The 24,985-nt window shown below is 63.2% G+C and carries 24 protein-coding genes and 2 pseudogenes; 10 read left to right on the top strand and 16 right to left on the bottom strand.

The features are described 5' to 3' along the window. Window positions 1-44: 44 nt before the first annotated feature. The gene (locus F6X42_RS02270; RefSeq protein WP_167047585.1) at window positions 45-542 is read right to left on the bottom strand and encodes an Lrp/AsnC family transcriptional regulator; all 498 of its coding nucleotides are present in this window, start codon (window positions 540-542) and stop codon (window positions 45-47) included. A 187-nt stretch (window positions 543-729) separates the two neighbouring features. Here F6X42_RS02270 and hppD point away from each other — a divergent pair, with 187 nt between their 5' ends. Beyond that, window positions 730-1,827: a 4-hydroxyphenylpyruvate dioxygenase gene (gene hppD / locus F6X42_RS02265; protein WP_187632626.1), complete on the top strand. Its 1,098-nt coding sequence runs from the start codon at window positions 730-732 to the stop codon at window positions 1,825-1,827. A gap of 136 nt (window positions 1,828-1,963) precedes the next feature. Here the strand turns inward: hppD and F6X42_RS02260 are convergent, their stop codons facing one another. Then, a complete protein-coding gene (locus F6X42_RS02260; protein ID WP_187632625.1) occupies window positions 1,964-2,164 on the bottom strand; it encodes a hypothetical protein in 201 nt (66 codons plus the stop codon). A 390-nt stretch (window positions 2,165-2,554) separates the two neighbouring features. On the opposite strand from F6X42_RS02260, the gene F6X42_RS02255 reads away from it, so the two are divergent. Then, window positions 2,555-6,154 carry an indolepyruvate ferredoxin oxidoreductase family protein gene (locus tag F6X42_RS02255; protein ID WP_187632624.1) on the top strand — a complete coding sequence of 1,200 codons (3,600 nt, stop codon included), beginning with the start codon at window positions 2,555-2,557 and terminating at the stop codon, window positions 6,152-6,154. A 159-nt stretch (window positions 6,155-6,313) separates the two neighbouring features. On the opposite strand, the gene F6X42_RS02250 is transcribed toward F6X42_RS02255, so the two are convergent. Both F6X42_RS02250 and F6X42_RS02245 read right to left on the bottom strand, forming a co-directional pair. Continuing rightward, window positions 6,314-8,596 (bottom strand): NADP-dependent malic enzyme, encoded by a 2,283-nt coding sequence (locus F6X42_RS02250; RefSeq protein WP_187632623.1) that lies wholly within the window; start codon window positions 8,594-8,596, stop codon window positions 6,314-6,316. 264 nt (window positions 8,597-8,860) lie between these two features. After that, a pseudogene (locus F6X42_RS02245) lies at window positions 8,861-9,041 on the bottom strand (MFS transporter); the annotation flags it as partial. A gap of 267 nt (window positions 9,042-9,308) precedes the next feature. Here F6X42_RS02245 and F6X42_RS02240 point away from each other — a divergent pair. Further along, window positions 9,309-9,995 carry an orotate phosphoribosyltransferase gene (locus F6X42_RS02240; protein WP_018418686.1) on the top strand — a complete coding sequence of 229 codons (687 nt, stop codon included), beginning with the start codon at window positions 9,309-9,311 and terminating at the stop codon, window positions 9,993-9,995. A gap of 128 nt (window positions 9,996-10,123) precedes the next feature. Here F6X42_RS02240 and F6X42_RS02235 read toward each other — a convergent pair whose 3' ends face one another. Further along, a complete protein-coding gene (locus tag F6X42_RS02235; protein ID WP_187632622.1) occupies window positions 10,124-10,813 on the bottom strand; it encodes a response regulator in 690 nt (229 codons plus the stop codon). A 270-nt stretch (window positions 10,814-11,083) separates the two neighbouring features. Here F6X42_RS02235 and F6X42_RS02230 point away from each other — a divergent pair, with 270 nt between their 5' ends. From F6X42_RS02230 to argC, 3 genes are all read left to right on the top strand, one after another. Further along, complete coding sequence (locus F6X42_RS02230) at window positions 11,084-11,680, top strand: YbhB/YbcL family Raf kinase inhibitor-like protein (RefSeq protein ID WP_187632621.1); 597 nt, start codon at window positions 11,084-11,086, stop codon at window positions 11,678-11,680. Between the two features lie 90 nt (window positions 11,681-11,770). Then, window positions 11,771-12,343 carry a flavodoxin family protein gene (locus F6X42_RS02225; RefSeq protein WP_187632620.1) on the top strand — a complete coding sequence of 191 codons (573 nt, stop codon included), beginning with the start codon at window positions 11,771-11,773 and terminating at the stop codon, window positions 12,341-12,343. Window positions 12,344-12,573: 230 nt separating this feature from the next. Further along, the gene (gene argC / locus F6X42_RS02220) at window positions 12,574-13,521 is read left to right on the top strand and encodes an N-acetyl-gamma-glutamyl-phosphate reductase (RefSeq protein ID WP_187632619.1); all 948 of its coding nucleotides are present in this window, start codon (window positions 12,574-12,576) and stop codon (window positions 13,519-13,521) included. 253 nt (window positions 13,522-13,774) lie between these two features. On the opposite strand, the gene F6X42_RS02215 is transcribed toward argC, so the two are convergent. Together F6X42_RS02215 and F6X42_RS02210 are read right to left on the bottom strand one after the other, a co-directional pair. After that, a complete protein-coding gene (locus F6X42_RS02215) occupies window positions 13,775-14,410 on the bottom strand; it encodes a LysE family translocator (protein WP_187632618.1) in 636 nt (211 codons plus the stop codon). A 109-nt stretch (window positions 14,411-14,519) separates the two neighbouring features. Beyond that, the gene (locus F6X42_RS02210; RefSeq protein ID WP_187632617.1) at window positions 14,520-15,389 is read right to left on the bottom strand and encodes an NAD(P)-dependent oxidoreductase; all 870 of its coding nucleotides are present in this window, start codon (window positions 15,387-15,389) and stop codon (window positions 14,520-14,522) included. A gap of 93 nt (window positions 15,390-15,482) precedes the next feature. Here F6X42_RS02210 and F6X42_RS02205 point away from each other — a divergent pair, with 93 nt between their 5' ends. Beyond that, entirely contained in the window at window positions 15,483-16,241 is a 759-nt protein-coding gene (locus F6X42_RS02205; RefSeq protein ID WP_187632667.1) for a Mut7-C RNAse domain-containing protein, read from the top strand. A 55-nt stretch (window positions 16,242-16,296) separates the two neighbouring features. Then, window positions 16,297-16,575, top strand: coding sequence for a hypothetical protein (locus tag F6X42_RS02200; protein ID WP_187632616.1), 279 nt, complete (start codon window positions 16,297-16,299; stop codon window positions 16,573-16,575). A gap of 151 nt (window positions 16,576-16,726) precedes the next feature. Here the strand turns inward: F6X42_RS02200 and F6X42_RS02195 are convergent, their stop codons facing one another. Together F6X42_RS02195 and F6X42_RS02190 are read right to left on the bottom strand one after the other, a co-directional pair. Continuing rightward, window positions 16,727-16,936 (bottom strand): hypothetical protein, encoded by a 210-nt coding sequence (locus tag F6X42_RS02195; protein ID WP_187632615.1) that lies wholly within the window; start codon window positions 16,934-16,936, stop codon window positions 16,727-16,729. 265 nt (window positions 16,937-17,201) lie between these two features. Then, window positions 17,202-17,954 carry an IclR family transcriptional regulator domain-containing protein gene (locus tag F6X42_RS02190; protein ID WP_187632614.1) on the bottom strand — a complete coding sequence of 251 codons (753 nt, stop codon included), beginning with the start codon at window positions 17,952-17,954 and terminating at the stop codon, window positions 17,202-17,204. A gap of 125 nt (window positions 17,955-18,079) precedes the next feature. Between F6X42_RS02190 and F6X42_RS02185 the strand changes: the two are divergent. Further along, window positions 18,080-18,289, top strand: a pseudogene (locus F6X42_RS02185) (EamA family transporter); the annotation flags it as partial. A gap of 72 nt (window positions 18,290-18,361) precedes the next feature. On the opposite strand, the gene F6X42_RS02180 reads toward F6X42_RS02185, so the two are convergent. The 6 genes from F6X42_RS02180 to F6X42_RS02155 form a co-directional block, all read right to left on the bottom strand. After that, window positions 18,362-18,613 (bottom strand): hypothetical protein, encoded by a 252-nt coding sequence (locus tag F6X42_RS02180; RefSeq protein WP_187632613.1) that lies wholly within the window; start codon window positions 18,611-18,613, stop codon window positions 18,362-18,364. A gap of 780 nt (window positions 18,614-19,393) precedes the next feature. Then, window positions 19,394-20,200 (bottom strand): DUF2242 domain-containing protein, encoded by an 807-nt coding sequence (locus F6X42_RS02175; protein WP_187632612.1) that lies wholly within the window; start codon window positions 20,198-20,200, stop codon window positions 19,394-19,396. Window positions 20,201-20,382: 182 nt separating this feature from the next. Beyond that, window positions 20,383-21,075 carry a lytic transglycosylase domain-containing protein gene (locus F6X42_RS02170; protein WP_187632611.1) on the bottom strand — a complete coding sequence of 231 codons (693 nt, stop codon included), beginning with the start codon at window positions 21,073-21,075 and terminating at the stop codon, window positions 20,383-20,385. Between the two features lie 87 nt (window positions 21,076-21,162). Beyond that, window positions 21,163-22,473 carry a cytochrome-c peroxidase gene (locus F6X42_RS02165; RefSeq protein ID WP_187632610.1) on the bottom strand — a complete coding sequence of 437 codons (1,311 nt, stop codon included), beginning with the start codon at window positions 22,471-22,473 and terminating at the stop codon, window positions 21,163-21,165. Window positions 22,474-22,496: 23 nt separating this feature from the next. Further along, entirely contained in the window at window positions 22,497-23,732 is a 1,236-nt protein-coding gene (locus F6X42_RS02160) for an alkaline phosphatase family protein (protein ID WP_187632609.1), read from the bottom strand. 105 nt (window positions 23,733-23,837) lie between these two features. After that, window positions 23,838-23,993 carry a hypothetical protein gene (locus tag F6X42_RS02155; RefSeq protein ID WP_187632608.1) on the bottom strand — a complete coding sequence of 52 codons (156 nt, stop codon included), beginning with the start codon at window positions 23,991-23,993 and terminating at the stop codon, window positions 23,838-23,840. Window positions 23,994-24,007: 14 nt separating this feature from the next. On the opposite strand from F6X42_RS02155, the gene F6X42_RS02150 reads away from it, so the two are divergent. Next, window positions 24,008-24,268, top strand: coding sequence for a DUF6723 family protein (locus tag F6X42_RS02150; protein WP_187632607.1), 261 nt, complete (start codon window positions 24,008-24,010; stop codon window positions 24,266-24,268). A gap of 49 nt (window positions 24,269-24,317) precedes the next feature. On the opposite strand, the gene F6X42_RS02145 is transcribed toward F6X42_RS02150, so the two are convergent. After that, on the bottom strand, window positions 24,318-24,917 hold the full coding sequence (locus tag F6X42_RS02145) for a rhomboid family intramembrane serine protease (RefSeq protein WP_187632606.1): 600 nt from the start codon (window positions 24,915-24,917) through the stop codon (window positions 24,318-24,320). Window positions 24,918-24,985: the final 68 nt, after the last annotated feature.

The following is a 24,985-nucleotide window of genomic DNA, read 5'->3' as shown; positions in this document are numbered from 1 at the left end:
CTGGAACCAAACGATCGCGACGCGCAGGACCATGCGCCCCGGGCCTACAAAATGGGCAACGCAGTCGTTTCCTTGATCTTTTCCAGCGAAAAGCTTGATTTCACGTCGATTACCGACGGATGCCGCAGCAACTGATCCTGCACAAAGCGCGAAAAGTGCGCCATGTCCTCCACCTGGACGCGCAGCAGGTAATCCATCTCACCAGTCATCGCGTGACACGCGACCACTTCGGGCCACGTCTGCACGGCCGCCCCGAACAGATCGGCGTGCGTGGCCTCGCCATGCGGACTGAACGCGCGACCGCCGCCTTTCTCCAGTCGCACGCTGACATACGCAAGCAGGTCGAGCCCGAGCCGTTGCGCGTCGAGCAGCGCGACGTAGCCGCGAATGACGCCGCTTTCCTCGAGCCGGCGAATCCGACGCAGGCACGGACTCGGCGACAGATTGATCCGCTCCGCTATCTCCTGATTCGAGAGCCGGCCGTTCTGCTGAAGGATCGCCAGAATGCGCCGATCGATTGCGTCTATTTCGCTGTTAGCCATGTTCTGCCGCGCATCCTCCAAACGGAGCTATAAACTGGCTCAAGCGTAGCGACGCGCGATTAACTTCGCAAGTTTTTGCCCCCGCCGCAGTTCTACACTTGCTCTATCCGGTCGCGTTCAGGCGATCGTCCCGCGCTCACCGCCAGCGCACCTCGGCAACCCGCTTGCATAGGATTGGAGACAGACAATGCAGGTTTCAACTTGGGAAAATCCGGTCGGCACCGACGGCTTCGAATTTATCGAATACACGGCGCCCGACCCGAAAGCGCTCGGCAAGCTGTTCGAGCGGATGGGCTTCACAGCCGTCGCGCGGCATCGTCACAAGGACGTGACGCTGTATCGTCAGGGCGACATCAACTTCATCGTCAACGCGGAAAAGCATTCGTTCGCGCAGCGCTTCGCGCGCTTGCATGGCCCGTCGATCTGCGCGATCGCGTTTCGCGTGCAGGACGCCGCGAAGGCCTACAGCCAGGCGCTCGAAAAAGGCGCATGGGGCTTCGACAACAAGACCGGCCCGATGGAGCTGAACATTCCGGCGATCAAGGGCATCGGCGATTCGCTGATCTACTTCGTCGACCGCTGGCGCGGCAAAAACGGCGCGACGCCGAACAGCATCGGCGACATCGACATTTACGACGTCGACTTCGAGCCGATTCCGGGCGCAAACCCCAATCCGGTTGGGCACGGCCTGACTTATATCGATCACCTGACGCACAACGTGCATCGCGGCCGTATGCAGGAATGGGCCGAGTTCTACGAGCGTCTGTTCAACTTCCGCGAGGTGCGCTACTTCGACATCGAGGGTAAGGTGACCGGCGTGAAGTCGAAGGCGATGACCTCGCCGTGCGGCAAGATCCGCATTCCGATCAACGAGGAAGGCTCGGACACCGCCGGCCAGATCCAGGAATATCTCGATGCCTACCACGGCGAAGGCATCCAGCACATCGCGCTCGGCACCAGCGACATTTACCGCACCGTCGACGGCGTGCGCGCGTCGAAGATTTCGCTGCTCGACACGATCGATACCTACTACGAACTCGTCGACCGGCGCGTGCCGAATCATGGCGAGCCGCTCGACGAGTTGCGCAAGCGCAAGATCCTGATCGACGGCGCACCGGACGATTTGCTGCTGCAGATCTTCACCGAAAACCAGATCGGCCCGATCTTCTTCGAGATCATCCAGCGCAAGGGCAACCAGGGCTTCGGCGAAGGCAACTTCAAGGCGCTGTTTGAATCGATCGAACTCGACCAGATTCGCCGCGGCGTTGTGCAAGACAAGACCTGATCACGGTGAGTCGCGAGTAACCGGCGTGCACAGAAAAAAGGGCGAGGATCGCAGATCCTCGCCCTTTTACCTTGCTACGCCGCCGCTCTCGTCGGAACGGCGGCCGGTAGAAATAAGACGCGCGCGATACGGCGCGTCACGAATTCTGCCTGTACTGGTCGCTGCCGATCGCACTGTCGATCCGCTTCATTTCCAGACGCGCTGGGGCTACCTGCGCCGTGCGGATGATCGCGTTCGATAGTGCCCCCGTGCTGCCCGGATTCGAGCGGACCGGCGCGCTCATCGCGAAGAAAGCGGCGGAAACCATCAGGAAGGTCTGGATGTTTCTTGCGTTCATGCGTACTCCTTTTCTAGCTAGCTACCTGCTGCCCTGAAGCTGCGCAGAATGCGCAGCGTTCGGCATCGCTCGCAGGTCGGGGGTTAGACAGTGGTTTTCACTGCGGTTCCGCAAATTTGTAGGTTTTACAGCTTGTTACACGCCCAAGCGCAACTAAGCCGATTCCGCCAAAAATCCTAGCCAATTTCCGTCAACCTGCGGGTAACTAGACGCGAAACCGGTTGAAGTCAGATCGTGCGCTGGCAATTTTTGATCGGCTGCGGCGGGTTTCCACCAGTGCTACCATCACTTAAAACCCGTCAATATGACGACCCCGGCCCCAGCATTCACGAGATGCCGGGGGCCAGAAAAGTTTTGGTGATCCCAAGCTGAAGTGGAGGAGTACACATAATGAATGCCCCGCTAGACGCAGGCCAGCGAGCCTCGCTCGAAGCCGCGTTGTCTTCCGTCACGCTCGACGACAAATACACCCTCGATCGCGGCCGCGCGTACATGAGCGGCATCCAGGCGCTGGTGCGTCTGCCGATGCTGCAGCAGGAGCGCGACCGCGCCGCCGGCCTCAACACCGCCGGCTTCATCTCCGGCTACCGCGGATCGCCGCTCGGCGGACTCGATCAGTCGCTGTGGAAAGCACAAAAACATCTGTCCGCGCATCAGGTCGTGTTTCAACCCGGCGTCAACGAAGACCTCGCGGCCACCGCCGTATGGGGCTCGCAGCAGGTCAATCTGTACCCGAGCGCCAAATACGACGGCGTGTTCTCGATGTGGTACGGCAAGGGGCCCGGCGTCGACCGTTCCGGTGACGTCTTCAAGCACGGCAACTCGGCCGGCTCGTCGCGGCACGGCGGCGTTCTCGTGCTCGCCGGCGACGATCACGCGGCCAAATCCTCTACGCTCGCACACCAGTCAGAACACATCTTCAAGGCGTGCGGGCTACCGGTGCTGTTCCCGTCGAACGTGCAGGAATATCTGGACTTCGGCCTGCACGGCTGGGCGATGAGCCGCTATTCGGGCCTGTGGGTCGCGATGAAGTGCGTGACCGACGTGGTCGAATCGTCCGCGTCGGTCGATATCGACCCACACCGCACCAGCATCATCCTGCCGGAAGACTTCTTGATGCCCGACGGCGGGCCGAACATCCGCTGGCCCGATCCACCACTGGTGCAGGAAGCGCGTCTGCTCGACTACAAGTGGTACGCGGGCCTCGCCTACGTGCGCGCGAACAAACTCGACCGCGTCGAAATCGATTCGCCGCATGCGCGCTTCGGCATCATGACCGGCGGCAAGGCCTATCTCGACGTGCGTCAGGCGCTGACCGACCTCGGTCTCGACGACGAAACCTGCTCGCGCATCGGCATCCGGCTGTACAAGGTCGGCTGCGTCTGGCCGCTCGAGGCGCAAGGCGCGCAGGCCTTCGCCCGCGGTCTCGACGAAATTCTCGTGGTCGAGGAAAAGCGTCAGATCCTCGAATACGCGATCAAGGAAGAGCTGTACAACTGGCCCGACGCGCAGCGTCCGCGCGTGTTCGGCAAGTTCGACGAAAAAGACGGCGCCGGCGGCGAATGGTCTGTGCCGATGGGCAACTGGCTTCTGCCGGCCCACTACGAGCTGTCGCCCGCGATCATCGCGAAGGCAATCGCCACGCGGCTCGACAAGTTCGATCTGCCATCGGACGTACGCGCGCGCATCGCCGCGCGCATCGCGGTGATCGAAGCGAAGGAAAAGGCGCTCGCGCGGCCGCGCGTCGAAGTCGAGCGCAAGCCGTGGTTCTGCTCGGGCTGTCCGCACAACACCTCGACCAACGTGCCGGAAGGCTCGCGCGCGATGGCCGGCATCGGCTGTCATTACATGACTGTGTGGATGGACCGCAGCACCAGCACGTTCAGCCAGATGGGCGGCGAAGGCGTCGCGTGGATCGGCCAGGCACCATTCACGAACGACAAGCACGTGTTCGCCAATCTCGGCGACGGTACCTACTTCCACTCGGGGCTGCTCGCGATTCGCGCGGCGATCGCGTCGAAGGCGAACATCACGTACAAGCTGCTGTACAACGACGCGGTCGCAATGACGGGCGGCCAGCCGGTCGACGGCGTGCTGACCGTGCCGCAGATCACGCACCAGCTCGCCGCCGAAGGCGCGGCGAAAATCATCATCGTCACCGATCAGCCGGAGAAATACGCGGCGAACGTCGGCCTCGCGCCCGGCGTCGACATTCATCACCGCGACCAGCTCGACGACGTGCAGCGCCAGTTGCGCGAGATTCCCGGCACGACGATCCTGATCTACGACCAGACCTGCGCGACCGAGAAGCGCCGTCGCAGGAAGCGCGGCGCGTATCCTGATCCGGCGCGGCGCGTCGTGATCAACGAAGCGGTGTGCGAAGGCTGCGGCGATTGCTCGGTGAAGTCGAACTGCCTGTCGGTCGAACCGCTCGACACCGAGTACGGCACCAAGCGCCAGATCAACCAGTCGACCTGCAACAAGGACTTCTCGTGCGTGAACGGTTTCTGCCCGAGTTTCGTCTCCGTTGAAGGCGGCCAGTTGCGCAAGCCGAAGGCCGCGTCGGGCGTCGGCGCCGACATGCCGCCGGTGCCGACGCCCGAGTTGCCGTCCACCGACCATCCGTACGGCGTGCTGGTGACGGGCGTCGGCGGCACCGGCGTCGTCACGATCGGCGCGCTGCTCGGTATGGCCGCTCATCTCGAGAACAAGGGCGTCACCGTGCTCGACGTCACCGGCCTCGCGCAGAAAGGCGGCGCCGTGATGAGCCATGTGCAGATCGCGAACCAGCCGGCCGACATCCACGCGACCCGCATCGCGATGGGCGAGGCGAGCCTCGTGATCGGCTGCGACGCGATCGTGACCGCCAGCGACGAATGCGTGTCGCGCATGCAAGCCGATCGCACGCGCGTCGTGCTGAACAGCGCGCATACGCCGACGGCCGAGTTGATCAAGAACCCGAACTGGCGCTTCCCCGGCAGCAGCACCGAAGCCGACGTGCGTGCCGCAGCCGGTGACGACAACGTCTCGACAATCGACGCGAATCACTTCGCGCTCGCGCTGCTCGGCGACGCGATCTACACGAACCCATTCGTGCTCGGCTACGCGTGGCAGCGCGGCTGGGTGCCGCTCACGCACGAGTCGCTGATTCGCGCGATCGAGCTGAACAATGTGCAGGTGGAGAAAAACCGCGCGGCGTTCGAATGGGGCCGGCGTGCCGCGCACGATCTGACCGCAGTGCGCAAGCTCGCGCAAACGCAGGGACGCGGCGTCCCGGCGGACAGCGCGAGCGGCAAGATCATCGCGCTGCATACGCCGAAGGCGCTCGACACGCTGATCGACAAGCGCGTCGACTATCTGACCGCGTGGCAGAACCGTGCGTATGCGGAGCGTTATCGCGCGCTGGTGTCGCAGGTGCGGGCCGCGGAAGAAGGGCTCGATTCCGCCGACGGTCAGATGCCGCTCACCGAAGCGGTCGCGAAGAACCTGCACAAGCTGATGGCGTACAAGGACGAATACGAAGTCGCGCGTCTGTACAGCGACCCTGCCTTCATCGAAACCCTGAACGCGACGTTCGAAGGTGACTGGAAGCTGCATCTGCATCTCGCGCCGCCGACGCTATCGAAGAAGGACGCGCACGGCCATCTGGTGAAGAAGAAGTACGGTCCGTGGATGTTCCGTGCGATGCACGTGCTAGCGAAGCTCAAGTTCCTGCGCGGCACCGCGTTCGACGTGTTCGGCAGCACCGACGAGCGTCGCACCGAGCGCGCGCTGATCGGCGAATACGAGGCATTGGTGCGCGAGCTGATCGGCGGCCTGACTACACAGAAGCGCGATCTCGCGGTGGAGCTCGCGAATCTGCCCGACGGCATTCGCGGTTATGGGCACGTGAAGGAAAACAACCTGAAAGGCGTGCGCATCAAGTGGAACGAGCTGCTCGCGCGTTGGCGCTCGACGGATGCGGGCAAGACGACGCAGCACGCGGCTTGATCGACTCTCGCGGCTGAACTGAAAGGGCGGCGGTCTTCACGGACCGCCGCTTTTTTTGGCACGAAAAAAACGCTACGGAGCCGGAGTTCCGTAGCGCTTTTGACGGCGTGGTCGCGAGCGCGTGACTGCCGCGCCCGCTTCGACCTCGAGCGAAATACGTTACTTCGCGTTCACCGACTTGCGCGCGTTCGCCGAAGCGACCGCCGTCATATTGATGATCCGGCGCACGGTCGCGGCCGGCGTCAGGATATGCACCGGCTTTTCCGCGCCGAGCAGGAACGGGCCGACCGTCACGCCCTCGCCGCCCACGACCTTCAGCAGGTTGTACGCGATGTTCGCCGCTTCGACGTTCGGCATGATCAGCAGGTTCGCTTCGCCGCCAAGCGTCGTGCCCGGGAACGCGGCCTTGCGGATCGTCTCCGACAGCGCCGCGTCGCCGTGCATTTCACCGTCGATTTCGAGCGACGGCGCGCGTTCCGTGATCAGCTTGCGTGCCGCGGTCATGCGCTGCGACGACGACGACGGCGCGCTGCCGAAGTTTGAGTTCGACAGCAGCGCGACCTTCGGCGTGATGCCGAACTTCTCGATTTCGCGCGCGGCGAGCATCGTCATGTCGGCGAGCTGCTCGGCGGTCGGCAGTTCGTTCACGTACGTGTCGCACATGAAGAGGTTGCGGCCCGGCAGCATCAGCAGGTTCATCGCTGCGAAGTTCTCGACGTCGTCGGCCTTGCCGAGCACCTGCTCGATGAAGTTCAGGTGCGTGTGGTACTGGCCGATCATGCCGCAGATCATGCCGTCCGCTTCGCCGAGGCGCACGAGGATCGCGCCGATCAGTGTGTTGAACTTGCGCATCGCGGCCTTCGCGACGTCCGGCGTCACGCCTTCGCGCGCGCCGAGTTCGTGATACGCCTGCCAGCATTGGTGATAACGCGGATCGTCTTCCGGATCGACGATCTCGAAGTCTTCACCGCACCTTAGCTTCGAGCCCATTTTCTTCAGACGCATCTCGATCACCGACGGACGGCCGACCAGAATCGGCTTGGCGATCTTTTCGAGCAGCACGAACTGCGCGGCGCGCAGCACGCGCTCGTCTTCACCTTCCGCGAACACGATGCGCGCCGGTGACGACTTCGCCGCCGCGAACACCGGACGCATCACCATGCCTGAGCGGTAGACCGTCGCGCCGAGTTGTTCGCGGTATGCGTCCATGTCCTGGATCGGGCGGGTCGCGACGCCCGAATCCATCGCGGCCTGCGCGACGGCCGGCGCGATCTTGATGATCAGGCGCGGATCGAACGGCTTCGGAATCAGGTATTCAGGACCGAATTCGAGCGAGTGTCCTTCGTATGCCTTCGCGACTTCGTCGCCCTGGTCGGTTTCCTCGGCCAGCTCGGCGATCGCGCGCACGCACGCGAGCTTCATTTCTTCGGTGATCGTCGTGGCGCCGACGTCGAGCGCGCCGCGGAAGATGAACGGGAAGCACAGCACGTTGTTGACCTGGTTCGGATAGTCCGAACGGCCAGTCGCGATGATGCAGTCCGGGCGCACCTTGCGCGCTTCCTCCGGGCGGATTTCCGGCTCGGGGTTCGCGAGCGCGAGAATCAGCGGCTGCGAGCCCATTTCGGCGACCATTTCCGGCTTCAGCACGCCGGCGCTCGAGCAGCCGAGGAACACGTCGGCGCCGCGGATCGCATCGGCGAGCGAGCGCGCGTCGGTATTGACCGCGTAGCGTTCCTTCGACGCATCGAGGTTACCGCGCCCTTCGTAGATCACGCCCTTCGAGTCGGCGACGAGAATGTTCTTCTTCGACAGGCCGAGATTGACGAGCAGGTCCAGACACGCAATGGCCGCCGCGCCCGCGCCGGAACAGACCAGCTTCACTTCGCCGAGCTTCTTGCCGACCACTTTGAGGCCGTTCAGGATCGCCGCCGACGCGATGATCGCGGTGCCGTGCTGGTCGTCGTGAAAGACCGGAATCTTCATACGCTCGCGCAGCTTCTTCTCGATGTAGAAGCACTCGGGCGCCTTGATGTCTTCGAGGTTGATGCCGCCCAACGTCGGCTCTAGCATCGCGATCGCTTCGACGAGCTTGTCCGGGTCAGATTCGCTGAGCTCGATGTCGAACACGTCGATGTCCGCGAACTTCTTGAACAGACAGCCCTTGCCTTCCATCACCGGCTTGGCGGCGAGCGGGCCGATATTGCCGAGGCCGAGCACCGCGGTGCCGTTCGTGATCACGCCGACGAGGTTGCCGCGCGACGTGTACTTCTGCGCGTCGAGCGGTTCTTCGTGAATCGCCATACAGGCTGCGGCCACACCCGGCGAATACGCGAGCGACAGATCCAGCTGGTTCGACAGCGGCTTGGTGGGCGTCACCGAAATCTTGCCAGGTTTCGGATTCTGGTGATATGCGAGAGCGCTTTGCTTGAGTTGTTCGTCCATTTCTAGGCCTGCGAGACGTAAGTGATTGGGCCCGGCGACCCACACCGTTGCAGTGCTTTCATCTGTCGGACGGATAGCCGACCGAGGCGGTTTCCGCACGCGCCCGGTCAGGCGCGATGGCTCACCTCGACGAAGACCGGACGATGTGGAGTGCTTCGCGGGTCGATCAGTGTACACCCCGGACGTGTCGATGCACTGAGTGGTTAACAGGACTCGCCATTAGCGAAACAGTCGCCGCGGATGCTGCGGATTCGATGCGATTGAACGCGAACTCAGATGCAGGTCGGCAGCGATCACGGGCAGCATGAAGCCGAGGATCAGCAGATCGAAGCCGTCCATCGCGTAGCCTAGGCACCGAGGCGAGCAGCGCGTGGCCCGCATAGCCCTGTTTGACGGCGGGGCGGGTATCGATGGCGGAGTCGGAGACGGGTGGATCGGCGTTCATTGAAAGCATTCCGTAGGTCTGAAGGCGGCCTCACCCGGTCACAAGACGATGCGCGCGCCGAGGCACCCGCCGGCCACGCCGCCGCGCACGACGCTCCCTCGGTGGGACCCATTTCAGGTAAAATAGCGGCCCACGCGCGCAGCAAAAGCCGGTCTGTGCTCTTCTCCCGGCCGCGTATTCCGCCCAGCATGGCGCGGCATACCCCGCTTGCTGCGCCACCGGGCCCAGCGCCCGCTTCTCCCCCGCTCACTCCGAAGGATCCGCCCCATGACAGGCTTCGATCGCCAGACGATCTCCGACACCACCGCCAAGATGCTGCTCGAAGTACAAGCAGTGCATTTCAATGCGGAGAAACCGTATATTTTCACGTCCGGCTGGGCAAGCCCGGTGTATATCGATTGCCGCAAGCTGATCTCGTATCCGCGCGTGCGCCGCGGCCTGATGGAAATGGCCGAAGCGACGATCCTGCGCGATGTCGGCTATGAACAGATCGACGCGGTCGCCGGTGGCGAAACCGCGGGCATCCCGTTCGCGGCGTGGCTGTCCGACCGCCTGATGGTGCCGATGCAGTATGTGCGCAAGAAGCCGAAGGGTTTCGGCCGCAACGCGCAGATCGAAGGTCTGCTGACCGAAGGCCAGCGCGTGCTGCTCGTCGAAGACCTGACGACCGACAGCCGCAGCAAGATCAACTTCATCAACGCGCTGCGCACCGCGGGCGCGACGGTGAACCACTGCTTCGTGCTGTTCCACTACAACATCTTCAAGGAAAGCGTGTCGGTGCTGAAAGACATCGACGTCGATCTGCACGCGCTCGCCACGTGGTGGGACGTACTGCGCGTCGCGAAGCAAAACAACTACTTCGACACGAAGACGATCGACGAAGTGGAGAAGTTCCTGCACGCGCCGGCCGAGTGGTCCGCTGCGCATGGCGGTGCAACGTCGACGCCGCAATAAAGCCATCGCGCTATAGCAGTGACAATAAAACGCAGCCGCTTTGATGCGGAGCGAATGAAAAAGCCGCCTGTTGCGAAACTGGCGGCTTTTTTATCGCCGACTACCCGGCAAAGGAACCGCGCGCGATATCAGGACTCGTTGGCGATGTCTTTACGCGAGTCCGACGTCAGATTCAGCAAACCATTGCTCTGCGCATACTGGAATAGTTGGGAGTCGCGATCGATTCCGAGCTTGCGCATGGCCGCGTTTTTCTGCGTGCTGATCGTCTTGATGCTGCGATTCAAGCGCTGCGAAATTTCCTTGATCGTCATGCCCGACACGAACAGGCGCACGACTTCGAGTTCGCGCCGCGACAGCTTCGAGTCGTCGCGCCTGCCGGCCAGATTGACCCGCAACCCATCGAGCACCGCCTTCACCGACGGACTCATATACGTCATGCGACGGCCGACGTGCTGTACCGCAAGCGCAATATGGCTGAGATCGTCCGATTTGTTCACGACCGACGTCACGCCAAGCTCCCTGAGCCGTTTAAGCAATGCGGCGTTCTCAAGCATGGTGAGCACGACGATCGGCAGGTCCGGGAAATTGCGGCGCAAATAGTCGATGAGTTGCAAGCCATCGCCGTACTGACCGCCCGGCATGGCCAGGTCGGTGACGAGTACGTCGCACTCGGTGGATTGCAATATTTTGATGAGTTCAGTCGACTGCCTTGCACGCCCAACGACTTGCATACCGGGAAACTTGACCAGCGCATGTTCAGCGCCAAACAGAATGACCGGATGATCGTCTGCCACCACGACCCTGAGTGAAACTTGCATCGTCCTCCTCTGGACGGATAAACCGGTCTCCACAACTTCTAACACTTATTTCGACGCTCGCAATTTAGACGAGTCAAATACAGCCAGGGTCGCGCGATAAGGCCTTCCACTATAGCTGATTTCCTATCTGCGAATTCCGCGGGACGCGAACTTATTGCGTCGCAGAGCTAATCAGCGCTGATGTTAGACTTGATTCGACCTTGGGGCACAATTCAAGACAACGACCATCGCGAGGACCCGCGCCTCGCGCCCTGACAGGAGAACCGGCATATGCGCGAACGTTGCCTGGTTGTTTCGATGGCTTCCTGCTGGCGGCATCGATCGCTCGCCGTCGGCGCGATGCTCGCGCTATTCGCGGTACACGGCACCGGTGCGCGGGCCGACGAGCCGTTCACGCTGACGAGCGCGAACGTGCGCGCGGGCGGCGCCGTGCCCAATGCGCAGGTGTTCGATCAGAACGACTGCAAAGGCGGCAACCGTTCACCCCAACTGTCATGGCGCGACGCGCCGGCCGGCACCCGCGGCTTCGCGATCACGATGTTCGACGAGGACGCGCCCGGGCGCGGCTGGTGGCACTGGGCGGTCGCGGGCATCCCGGCCACGGTCGACAGCCTGCCGGAGAATGCTAGTTCATCCGGTTTCCTGCATAAGCTCGGCGCGGTCGAAGCGCGCAACGACTTCGATACCGACGGCTATGGCGGCCCCTGCCCGCCGCCCGGCAAACCGCATCGCTATATCATCACCGTGTACGCGCTGAGTTCGGCCGATCTGCATCTCGCGCAAGGACGCCCCGCGTTGATGTTCGATCACCAGATCGGCACGGCCGCGATCGGCAGCGCGCGGCTGGTGGTCAATTTCGGGCGCTAGCGGCGACCATCGCGGTCGTCATCGCGAGCCCCGCGCCGCAGCGCGTTGCTTCTCCCGTTCACGTTGCGGATCGCCTTGCCGGAGCATTTCATGTCGAAGATCGTCATCGTTTATCACAGCGGCTACGGCCATACGAAGAAAGTCGCCGAAGCCGTGCTCGCGGGCGCGCTCGAAGCCGGTGCGCAGGCGAAGCTGATGCCGGTCGGCGACCTCGACGACGCGTCGTGGGACGAACTCGCCGCCGCCGATGCGCTGATCTTCGGCGCGCCGACCTACATGGGCGGTCCATCGGCAGACTTCAAGAAGTTCGCCGACGCGAGTTCGAAGCCGTGGTTCGGCCAGGCGTGGAAGGACAAGATCGCGGCCGGTTTCACGAACTCGGCGACGATGAACGGCGACAAGTTCTCGACGATCCAGTACTTCGTCACGCTGGCGATGCAGCACAGCATGATCTGGGCGGGCACCGGCATGATGCCGTCGAACACCAAGGCCGCGACGCGCAACGACCTGAACTTCGTCGGTGGCTTTACCGGGCTGCTCACGCAATCGGCGGCCGATGCGTCGCCCGACGAAGCACCGCCCCCCGGCGATCTCGAAACCGCGCGCCTCTTCGGCGCACGCATTGCGGGCGTCACCGCGCGCTGGATCGCGCCGCGCGGGTAATGGCTGAACGGCGCCGCGATGGCGGCGCGGCTCATCCGCGGTTCATCCGCGGTTCATCCGCAGTTCATCTTCGGTCATCAGCACGCATTCGCCGTGCAACAGGTCACGCCGATGTCACGTTGCGCGCGCATCGTCGTTTTTTCGCGCTGCACCGCACATGCGCGGCGATGACGTCATAAAATGACGTTCCGGCGCGGCCTCGCGCCCCGTTTCCAGCGAGTGAGATCGAGATGAGCACGAAAGTTTTTGTCGACGGACAGGAAGGCACGACCGGCCTGAAGATTTTTGAATATCTGTCGCAGCGCGCCGACGTCGAAATCCTGCGTATCGAAGAAGCGAAGCGCAAGGACCTGGACGAGCGCCGTCGTCTCATCAACGCGTCGGACGTCACGTTCCTGTGCCTGCCCGACGTCGCTTCGCGCGAATCCGCTTCGCTTGTCGATAACGACCGTACCGTGCTGATCGACGCGAGCACCGCGTTCCGCACCTCGCCCGACTGGGCCTATGGCCTGCCCGAGCTGGCACGCTCGCAACGCGAGCGCCTGCGCACCGCCAAACGCATCGCCGTGCCGGGCTGCCACGCCTCGGCGTTCGTGCTGGCGATGCGCCCGCTCGTCGAAGGCGGCGTCGTCGCACCCGAGTTCGCCGCGCACGCCTACTCGATCACGGGCTACAGCGGCGGCGGCAAGAAGATGATTGCCGACTACGAAGCCGGCGGCAACGACAGGCTGAAGAGCCCGCGCCCGTACGCGCTCAGCCTTACGCACAAGCACCTGCCGGAAATGGCCGCGCATACCGGCCTGAAGTCGGCGCCGATCTTCACGCCGATCGTCGGCGACTTCTACAAGGGCCTCGCCGTCACCACGTACTTCTCGCCGGGCCAACTCGCGAAGAAGACGACGCCGCAGGACGTGCAGGCTCTGTTCGCCGAGTACTACGCGGGTGAAGCGTTCGTGCACGTCGCACCGTTCGACGCCGACGGGAATCTCGACAACGGCTTCTTCGACGTGCAGGCGAACAACGACACCAATCGCGTCGACCTGTTCGTGTTCGGCAACGAGGAGCACTTCGTGACCGTTGCGCGTCTGGACAATCTCGGCAAGGGCGCATCGGGTGCGGCGATCCAGTGCATGAATCTCGCCATCAGCACGGACGAAGAGACCGGTTTGAAACGCTAGGCGAGTCGAACCGCGAACGTCGACACCAGGTCAAGCGTCCGCAGTCCCACGGCGAATTCGGGGCAAAAAAAAGCCCGCCTAGGTTGGCGGGCTGAATCCATATCAGTGGAGACATGGAGGAGACAAGGCCTACTATAGCAAACCGCTTGGTGCATTGCAACATGCAAATTAGGGTTCACCCTCGATGTTGCAAACATACCACGGTCACATTCGTACGGCTCCATTTCCTCTTGTCTGCTGTGGAGCGCGGTGCTTAGTGCCGCGCCAGCGCCATCATCGCGCCGAAGCCGACGAACACACCGCCCGTCAGCCGGTTGAACATTCGCGCAACGCCGCGGCTTTTCAGCTTCGCGCCGATGCGCGTGCCGAAACCCGCGTACACCAGATACCAACTGACCTCGATCGACGCAAACGTGGCGAGCAGTACGCCGAATTGCGGCAACGTCGGCTGGGTGGCATCGATGAATTGCGGCAGCAGCGCGGCCGCGAACAGGATCGCCTTCGGATTGCTGCTCGCGACCAGAAAGCCGTTGCGAAATAGCGCGAAGCGCGAGCGCGCGGGCCTCGCCGTTAGTTCGTCGACGTTTCGCGCAGTCGCTTCGTCGGCCGGCGCGCGCCATGCCTTGATGCCCAGATACACGAGATAGGCCGCGCCGATCATGCGCAGTGCGTTGAACATGGTCGGCCATGCCGCCAGAAACACGCCGAGCCCCGCCGCCGATACCGCCAGCATCAGCACCAGCGCCGAAAGACAGCCGACCATCGTCGCGCTCGCACGGCGCAGGCCGTGCTGGGCGCCGTGCGTCATCACGAGCAGCATGTTGGGACCGGGAATCGCGGAAACGACGAAAACGGTCACGGCGAACAGCCACCAGGTATGCAGAGTCATCGAAGTCGGGAGAAGGGGGAATCGGACGGCTATTATGCCTTGCCGCCCGGCGTGACTCCATCCGGCCACGTTGCGTCGATCGCTCGCGCCCGGCGCTCGACAGCCACCGTCAACGACCGGCCCGCCGCGTCGCCACCTGACCCAGCACCGCGAAATCCTTGTCGCCATCGCCGTGCGCGATCGCCTCGATCAGGCTGTCGCGCACCACGCTCGCGACCGGCATCGGCGTCGTCACCGCATCGGCGGCGGCAAGCGCGAGGCGCACGTCCTTCAGCCCCAGACGCGCCTTGAACAGCGCCGGTTCGAAGCGCTGCTCGGCGATCAACTTGCCGTAGCCCGAGTACACCGGTCCCGGGAACAGGCCGTTGGTGATCACGTCGAGGAAGTCCTGCATCGCGAGGCCGTGCCCCGTCACGAGCGCGGCCGCTTCGCCGAGCGTCTCGATCGCGGCGCCGAGCATGAAGTTCGCAGCCAGCTTCATCACGTTCGCCTGCTGCGGCAGCGAGCCGATGCGCCAGGTCTTCTGGCCGAGCGCGTCGAAAATCGGCTGGACCCGGTCGATCGATTCCGCCGGGCCGCCCGCGACGATCGTCAGCTTGCCCGCGGCCGCGACGTCAGGCCGGCCGAGCACCGGTGCGGCCACATAGTGCACGCCGCGCGACGCGTGCGCGGTCGCCAGTTCCTCGGCCAGTGCAACGGAAATCGTCGCCATGTTCGCGTGGATCAGCCCGCGCGGCGCATGCTCGAGCAGCGACGCGGTGATGACTTCGCGCAACGCGGCATCGTCGGCGAGCATCGAGAACACCGCGTCGCCCGCAAACGCTTCTGCCGGCGTCGCGACGATCTGCGCGCCCAGCCCGGCCAGCGGCTGCGCCTTGTCCGGCGAGCGGTTCCACACGCGCACCGGGTGCCCGGCTTTCAGAATGTTTGCAACCATCGCGGCGCCCATCTCGCCGAGACCGATAAAACCGATGTCCATCTATCGCTCCGTCTTCTAAAGAACCCGAAGTAAAGCACACTCATGCGACACGCGCAGGACAACGCGCAACGCCAGCGGTGCGATACTGCCGAGATGGTCACCGCGACATTCCGCTTCTACGAGGAGCTGAACGACTTCATCGCCCGGCCGCTGCGTCGGCGCGCGTTCCCCTGCGTCTGTGCGCGCGGTGCGACGACCAAGCACATGATCGAGGTGCTCGGCGTGCCGCATACCGAGGTCGAACTGATATTGGTGAACGGCGACTCGGTCGGTTTCGATCATCCGCTCGCCGACGGAGACCGCGTCGCCGTGTATCCGAAATTCGAGGCGCTCGACATCCAGCCGTTGCTGCGCGTGCGCGAGCGACCTTTGCGAGTGATGCGCTTCATCGCCGATGCCCATTTAGGAGGCCTCGCGCCGCTTCTACGGCTCGCAGGCTTCGATACGCTGTACGACAACCACTTTCCCGACGCCGATATCGAGGCGCTCGCCGCCGCGCAGCAGCGTATAGTGCTGACGCGCGACCGCGAGTTGCTCAAACGCCGCAACATCACGCATGGCTGCTACGTGCGCGCGCTGCGGCCGCGTGAGCAGTTGCGCGAAGTGTTCGAACGGCTCGATCTCGCGCGCAGCGCGCAACCGTTCCGGCTGTGTCTGATATGCAATGCGCCGCTGCGGCGCATCGCGCGCGAGGAAGCCGGCCCGCGCGTGCCGCACGGCGTGCTGCAGCGGCACAGCCGCTTCGTGACCTGCGACGTGTGCGGACGCGTGTTCTGGGAAGGCACGCATTGGCAGAGGATGCGCGCGTTGATGGACAGCGTCTCCCCCGGCGCGCCGGAGCGCGTCGGCTGACGCGCCGCGCGCTTGCGTACAATGCGGGTTGATCTATTTGGCAGAGGCCTTTCCGATGGCGATGAAAAAAACCGACCTTGAAAAGAACAAGGCGTTGAAACTGGGCAACGCGATGAAGCGGGCGACCGCGAGCCTTGGCGGCAAGGGCGTGGCGACCGAACCGAAGGTCGACCGGCGTGAGCAGCGCAAGCTCGATCAGGCGCAAGGCCTTGTGCCGTTTGCGTGCAAGCTCAACAGCGGGCTGGTGGATGAACTGAAAACGCGCGCCGCCACGCATCCCGACGGCCTGAACGGGCTGCTGGACGAAGTAATCCGGCGCGGGCTCGCGGGCTGATCTTCCCGCGCGCAACATCCGCCGCAAAAGCAAAAAGGCCAGAGCGCGAGCTCTGGCCTTTTTGCTGGCAACGCATCTGCCTTCACCGGCTGCGTCGACCGGCAAGTGGCGCGGCGTAGCGGTACGGCGCGCCCGACGAGCGGGCGTTGGCTTAGTTCTGCGTGCCCTTGTCGTTCGTGCCTGCTGCCGAAGCTGCGGCGGATACGTGTGCTTTCTTGCCGTGGGTCTTCAGCTGCTTGACGTGGTGCTTCTTCGGTGCGCTTGCTGCTTCCATAGCAGCGGCATCCGATGCCTGGGCGAAAGCTTGAACGGAAACCAGCGCGATCGAGGCGGCTGCGAGCGAGACGATAACTTTTTTCATGTGTTGATCCCCAAACCAGACGACTGAGTCAATGTGAATGAATACAGCTGCGCGGTGGAGCGGGCTGGACTTCGAGGCGCCTTGTGCTCCCCGCGGGAGAGTATTACCCAAGCGTCGGCGGTTTGTCATGCGCAAAACTCGATGTGTATTTTCCGGGAGACAGGCTGCTTTCAGAGCGCTTTCATTTGCCCGGCAAGCGATACCGGGGACACTACAGGGCCGTATCAAGCTGCCTGCGCGCGCTTCGTCGACTGCTTCGCCGCACTCAGATCAGATTCCGCAACAGGCTCGCGGTCTCCTGCAGTGCCGGCAAAACGCGGTGCAACGCGGCGTTCGCCGATTCCTCGCCGATCGGCATGCTGACGCTGATCGCCGCGACCACCGTACCGTGCCGGTCGCGCAACGGCACTGCGACGCCGCGCACCCCGATCTCCAGCTGCTGGTCGGTGACCACGTAGCCGTTGCGGCGGATTTCACCAAGCACTTCTCTGAGCCGTTCGACAGTTGAATAGGTGTACGGCGTGAAAATCTTGATCGGATACGATGCGAGCCAAGGGTCGATGCTATCGGGCGGCTGGAACGCGAGCAGCACGAGCCCCGCCGACGACAACGGCGCCGGCGCCCGCGAGCCGGTCACGAAGCCGACCGCCATCGCCCGATTCACGCCATTGCGCGCAACGTAGACGACATCGTGTTCGTCGAGGATCGCGACCAGCGCGGTTTCCTGCACAGTCGCGGTGATCCGCTGCAGGAACGGCTGCACCGTGCGCGGCAGGCGCGCCGAATCGAGGTAAGACTGGCCGAGCCGCAGCACGCGCGGCGCGAGCCAGAAGAGCTTGCCGTCGGTGTCGACGTAGCCGAGTTCGCACAGCGTCAGCAGATAGCGGCGCGCGGCCGTGCGCGACAGGCCGGCGCGCACGGCGACCATCGTTGGCGTCATGCGCGCGTGCTCTTCGTCGAATGCTTCGATGATCGCGAGCGCCTTCGCGGCGCCCGCAATCCAGTCCCTGTCGTCCATTTCGTTTGCTCGTGCAAGAGCCGGGGATCGCGGTCCGTTCGGCAATTTGCTTGACGACGGTGATCGACGTGAGCGGCGAACCCGCGGCGGTTGCGCGATTATCGCGCGTCTCGCGGGCTTTGACAGTCGCGCAGCGCTACGCGGCACCCTCGCACGCGGCGGTGATTTTTAGCATGGAAGGCGTGTTCGCGGCGTTCGCGGGCTGGCTCGTGCTCGGCGAAACGCTGACGGCTCGCGCATTGTTCGGCTGCGCGCTGATGCTGTCGGGATTGATCGTGTGCCAGATACTGCCAGGCTGGAAACGCGCGCGGCAGCGTGCGCCGCAGGCGTCGTAATCGGGTTTCGTTGCGTGGCTGACGCGTCGAGTGAGTGCGGTGCGCACCACAGGCGTCTCACCCATTCGCTAACTATGCCGCGCGCGGATGAACAAACAGGCTCGGGGTATCGGCGGTCGGCGGAAACACGCACCAGCAGCCGTCGTCGTGACGAAAGAAGAACAGACCGCGCCCGCCCTCTTCCGACGACGTCTCGACCCGTACATAACGCCGCCCGCCCGTGCGCGTGCGGCTGAACTCCGTCACGTGAACCGGATCAGCCGGCGATGGCGCAAGCCACTTCTCGACCAGAAACCGCAACGACTGTTCGCTCGCGGCTCTCATGATCTGCCCCGAAACAGCTTGTCCCGCTGTGCGTCGCGCGCGGACTCGGGGCTGTCGTCGTCGCGAGTCGGATCGACGTCCTCGGCAGCCTCGGCGGCTGCCAGCGCCATCACCCGATTGGTCGCGGCCGCGCGTAGTGAACTGCAATGAGCCGCATGTCGAAGGTCCGAGAGAATACGGACTAACTGTCGTGCTGATCTGCGTTTCATACGTCCCCCGCACTGCACCAGAAACCTCACAAAGCACTTTAACTCTATGCCGGATTGTTCGCTGGCCCAATGGTTTTTGCGAAATAGCAACAGTTGCGCTTGCAATAAGAAGACATGCAATCCCCGTACCGCGCTATCAATGTGCGCGTTCGATGGGCGGAAATCTGTGCGTTGGCGAGCGCTTCGCATCGCGCGAAGTGTTGTTGCGAGAGCAACGGGAAACGCCATCGGAAGCGGCGGTTATCCACAGCGGCCTCTGAATAACGTCGGGATAGCGCGACGAACAGCCTGTGCGCGAAATCTTGATAAAGGCGAGCGTCGGCTAACGGTGTTCGAACTTATCCCACTTATGTAGTTTTTCTACCGACGTGTTCCGCGGGGTTATCGATTCCGCATGATGTTGAAGCGGCGTGACATTTGCGACTTATCCACAGATTCGGTTAGCCCTTGTTAACTACTACTACGTATGTATACGTATTAAGTAAACACCATAAGGCAATACCACTTCGCGCCTGAATCACAGCCTGATCGGAACTTGCTCAGCCTCGATGCGAAAGCCGCCGCGACGCTATCACGGCATCAGCTTGGTGCCGCTCGCGGGTTCGATCGCTGCGGCCTGGCCGATCGGATCGGCGAGCTGGACGACCGGTGAGGGTGTCGCAAACGAAGCAGTCGCGGGCGAGGCCGACGTCGGTTGGACCGGCACGGTCGGCTGCGTTTGAATGGCGGCGGGCGACGTCGCGGGCACCGGTTCGGGCACCGGCTCAGGCGTGGTCACCCGGAGCGGCGCGGCGACCGGCAGCGTCCGCGTTTCGATCGGGCTGCTCGTCACCGGCTGCGTGCGCACGACGGTCTCCAAATAATGATCGACGAGGCTGAAAAAGCGGTCGTAGAACTTGCCCGACGGAATCGTCTCGCTCGAGATCTTCACCATCGCGTCACTATTCGAGCGGATCGGCAGCGACAGCGAACCTAGCACGCTGAGTCCGACGCTCGCCGACGTATCGCTTTTCTTCAACGCGAAGCCGTTCTGCACCGCGTTCACATAAACGATGCTGGTATCGGCCGCCTCTTCGCCGGGCGTGCACACGACGTGAAATTCGACGACCACATGGGTATCGCCGGTCGGCTGAAAATTCTTGGTGCCGTCGACGGTATCGGGACGCGACATCGTCGTCAGATAGCCCTGGCTCAGCAGTGCTCGGCGCGCGGCCTCGCAGCTATCGCCCGTGCTCGAATTGAAATTGCGGGCGTAAGGGCTTGCGCCGGTTTCGAACAGTTCCTGGGTGAATTTGGGCTGCGGCGTGCTGCTGCATGCCGTGAGCGCGAGCAGCCCAAACAGGGCCGCGGCGGTGGTGCGGGAAAAGGGGATCTGCATGATCAGGTGCGAGAAGCGCCTCATGGGCGCGAATGGGAATGCATTGTAGAGCGCGCAGCGCTATGTGCGTAAAAAGTGTGCAACCCGAAACCTATTACGTCGCGTGATAGTAACGAGATGCACGCCAATGACCGTCGAAGCGCGTACGGACCGGAAGGAGACGGGGAACTGCGCGAGCGCGCCTATTTCGATGCCGTGCGCGTCGAGCCCGCTGTCGCCGCGGAAGTCGAGCCCGAGGCCGGGGCCGACGATGCCGCGGCCGCCCCGCTCGCCGCGGGTGTCGCGGGTATCGTAAGCGCCGCCGGCACGCTGAACGCGTTGGCCCACTGGTTTGCGCCGGCACAAAGATCGACTTCGCACGCGGCGGGCCGCCCGGCGGCCCCTGAAGCGCCATCTGCGGGTGTCGCGACCGCCGCGAAATCCTCGACGCGCAGATTCACCTTTTGCGCATAGGCCTTCGAGCCGCCATAGCTCTTGAGCGCGCTATCCAGATCGCCGTTCGCCGAGCGCATGTAGCCGTACAGGATCGCCGAGCCGGCTTCGATGTTCGCATTCGGCTCGGTCAGGTCCTTCACATTGCGCAGCAGCCCGCGGTGCGCTTGTGGCACGACCTGCATCAGCCCCGTCGCGCCGTTGGCGCCGCGGGCTTTTTCCTTGAAGCGGGATTCGATCGAGATGATGGCGAGCAGCAGGGCCGGAGGGAGGGAGTATTTGGAGGCGGCGGATTGCACCGCGTCGGAAATCTTTTGAGCTTTTTCTCTGCCGACACCGAACTTCCGCGTCAGATACGCCGAGATTCGGTCGCTGTTTTCGTCGGCCGCCGCGGTTTGCGCGAGGCCGAGCGAAAGCACGATCAGGCAAAGTAACCGGCTCATGGCGGACGATGGAGGTAAAAAAGATGCGCGCATTATAGCGCCGCCGTGCCGGGCGGCACCTTTCTTCGACGATTTTTGTCTTTTAAATCAAGGGCGACCGGAACTGTCGCTGCTTTTCGATCCGCTTACTTCGCCGCTTTTTCCTTTCAGCTCATAGCCGTCGGTCAGCGTCGCGAGGAACGCGGCGACATCGTCGATATCGCGTTCGGACCAGACCGGGCGCTCGCCCGCTTTGCGCGTCAGCGGCTCATCGGTCGTGTCGACGTTCACGCGCAGCGCGACCGGCAGGTCGTTGAATTTGTCGACTTTTCCTTGCGCATCCTTTGGATACCACTTGTCCGGGTTCGTATCGCGTTGCATGTAAAAGCGCAGCGCATCCTTCAGCATGTGAAAACGGCCGTTGTGAAAAAACACGTGACGCGTCGCGGTATTGCGCAGCGACACCGATTTGAACAGCCCGCAATTGAGCTTGTCGCTCTGATCCTTTCGCAAAGGTCCGCACAGGCCCAGATCGAAATACTTCGGGTCGGCGTTGACCTTCAGCTCAGGGTTGCGCGGCACGCCGAGTGCCTGAAAGTTAAAGTCGGTAAAGAGCGGATGAGCGCCGTTCACGCCTGGCTGGTCGATGTGACAGGATGCGCAATTGCCGCCAGCGGGGTCGTCGAACAGCTTTTTACCATGCAACTCCCGTACAGTTAGTTGCACTTTTTCGTCAAGGTAGTAATCGAACTTGCTCGTGTACGGATGAAAACTCGAGTCTTCGAGCTCGAAGCGCTCGATCGAGTACATCGCCTGCGTGAACGCTTTCGACGGGTCGGCAAAGATGTTCTGGCCGAACACGTCCTTGAAACGCGCCGCGTACGGCGCGCGCTGCATCTTCGCGAGCAACGCGGCCGGATCCTTGTTGGCCATCTCGTTCGGATTGAACAGCGGGAAGCTTGCCTGTTCGTGCAGATAGTTGAAGCGCCCGTCCCAGCCGAAGCCGCCGACGGGCGCGTTATCGGTTTCGCTGAGCCGCTCGGACCGGCTCGCCGCCTGCGCATGCGTCCAGATCGGCGTGCGGTTCAGCACGTAGCGCAGGCTCGGCACCGCGCGCGTGCCCTGCCGATGCAGGTCCGCGCCGCCCAGTTGCGCGGCGAGGCCGTTGGGCGGCCCGTAAGCGTGCTCGGGACTGTGACAGCTCGCGCACGACATCTTGCCCGAGCCCGACAGCGCCGGATCGAAGAAGATGAGCTTGCCGAGCGCGGCGGCATCGCTATAGACGGGCCTCGCATCGGCTGATGCCGGTGTCGGCGTCGGCGCAGCAGCGCGCGCCGCCCCGGCTCCGGCCAGCAACGCGCCGCCCATCAGGGCGGCGAGCGCTAGCCGATGCGCGCTCGCGCGCTCCGTGAATCGCATGACAGAAGACAGCATCGAATCTTTTACAGGTTCGTGAAGATGTCGCTGCCGAACCCGACCAGACCGGCCTGTCCCGCGTAACCGAGGTGGTCGAGCTGAAAGATGTCCTCGATGCTCTTCAACATCGAATAGTGGTTGTACGGCACCGTGGACACCGTGCCCGGCTTGATGAACTTCGAGATCATCACCGCGCCGGTCTGGTCGCCGCCGAAGCTCGTCTTGGTCAGGTTGATCGTGATGCCCTTATACGCGAGCGACGAAGTCTGCGGAAACGACGGCAGGTTCGGGCCCGGTTGCTGGCTACAGCAGGTCGTGCCGGCAAACGTCAGATCCTGGCCCGACGCGGACTGCGTGACGGTCGCGTAGCTGCTTTCGTCGAAGTTGATGATCAGCAGACCATCCTTCTGGAACGCCGGCGACGCGGTGATAATCGGCACCCACTTCTGCAGGAACGCGTTCGCGCTCGTCAGACCGCCCGGCTGGCCGTTCACGCAAGGCGCGTCGTGGCCGTCGTCGCACAGGTTCGGCGTGATCAGGTTGAAGTTCGCCGTGGTCGCCACCGATTGCAGATCGTTCTGCAGGTTATTCAGATTGACGACGTGCGTGCCGCAGTCCGGCGAATCGATGATCGAGTGGAAGTACATGAACGGGTTGTGGCGCGTCGCGTACTGGTCGCCGAGCGGCACGGCCGCGCTCGGTGCTTCGGCCGACTGCGTCAGGTCCGTCGTGTTCAGCGTCGGGTGGCCGCAAGTGGCGGTTTCGCGCGACGGGTCGTTGCCCATGTCGCCTTCGTAGCCCTTCCACGTATAGCCCGCTGCCGTCAGCTGGTCCGGCAGCGTCTTCACGCTCGCCGGATACACGCAGCCCGAGCCGATCGCCTGGCCATCGGAGGTCATGCCGGTGAGCTTGAAGTCCTGGTAGGTGATGCAGTCGTTCTCGGTCTCGTTGGTCGGCGACTGGCCGCTGATCATCGCGATGTAGTTATCGAGACTCACGTGGCCCGTGCCGTAGTACTGCTGCACGAGCGCGCCTTGCGATGCCAGTGTTTGAGCGAGATACGGCGCTTTGGTGTTGGCGCCGAACGTGGTCGAGTAGTTTTCGTTTTCGAGCGTGATCACGAAGACGTGGCGAATCTGCTGCTGTCCGGTCAGTTGCAGCCCGCCGGACGAAGAAGACGAGCCGCAGGCGGCCACGATCAAAGCGATGAAAGCCGTGCACGCGGCCATGATGAATGCGCGTAACCCGATGCGGTGTGACATGTTGGTTGCCCTTTGTTGTTACCTCTTTGTTGCCCTGTCGGGAGTGCTGTCTGATTCGCGGGCAGACTTTAGGTAGCACCCGTGACATTGCGGTGAAAGTTGACGTTAGTTCACCAACAAGTCCATTGGCGAACCAGCGAACGTGTCGGCATCGCGCATCGGCTCATAGGCGAAGGGTTGCCCGCTCGCTTCGCGCTTCGCGCGGATTTGAGACAATGCATGTCGACTGCGCATATCGTTGCGCGTCGCTTCGATGAACAACCGATGTTTCCGCTATGAGCAAGACCGCGTTTATTCCCAGCGTCCCCGGCACCTCGGAGGACGACTTCGACATTTCGGCGAGCGCGAAGATGGCCGGCTACCGGCGCTTCCTCGGCGTATTGAAGGTGGTGCGCACGACCGACGGCCGCGTGCTGTTTCCGTTCGATGGCGCGCCCGAACTGGGCCCGCATCCGAGCCGCCTCGAAGCGCTCGCGGCCGCGCAGGTGTATGGCGAACACATCGTTGCGAGCGATCTGGCGCGGCCGGAGTTATAGGCGGTAGCTTCTTTCGACGGCCCGCGTCCCGACGAGCGCGACGTGTCCGTCAGCGAACACGCACCCGGCTTGCCGCACCGGCGCCCGAGCGCGCGGCGAGCACTCCGCCAAGCACACCGCCGATATGACTCTGCCACGACACATCCGGATAGATCGGCAGCACACCGAACAGCAGGCTCAGACCGTAGCTGCTGACGACGATCAAGGCCACGAGGATCGACACGATATTGCGCGTGTAGTAACCGCGTGCAACGAGGTAACCGGCATAGCCGAACACCAGCCCGCTCGCGCCGATATGCACCGAATACGGTGCGCCGAATAGCCACGCGCAAAGACCGGCGCCGAGCATCGCGCCGATGGTCGCGCGCCAGAAGCCGGCGATGTTGGGCCACGTACACAGCCAGCCGAGTACGACGAGCCCGCTCGTGTTGGCGGCGATGTGCCCGACGCTCGCATGCAGCCACGGCGCGAACAGGATGCCCTGCAAACCGCCGAGCGAACGCGGCACGACGCCGTGTTCGTTCAGACGCAGGAACGGCAACGCGACCGACAGAAAGAACACCGCCCACATCGAACCGACGAACAGCGCGATTAGCGCGACGCGTGACTTCAGCTTTTCGGTCAGCGTGTTGGGAGATGAGGTCTTCATGATGACGAGGCCACGTGGGATGTCGACAGAGGGTAGTCGATGTGGCGTCGTCACGTCGAGGCATCGTG

Origin of the sequence: Paraburkholderia podalyriae, from assembly GCF_014397785.1 — a bacterium.
Lineage (GTDB): Bacteria > Pseudomonadota > Gammaproteobacteria > Burkholderiales > Burkholderiaceae > Paraburkholderia > Paraburkholderia podalyriae.
The sequence above is the reverse complement of the archived record's forward strand: the minus strand, read 5'-3'. Positions and strand labels throughout refer to the sequence as shown.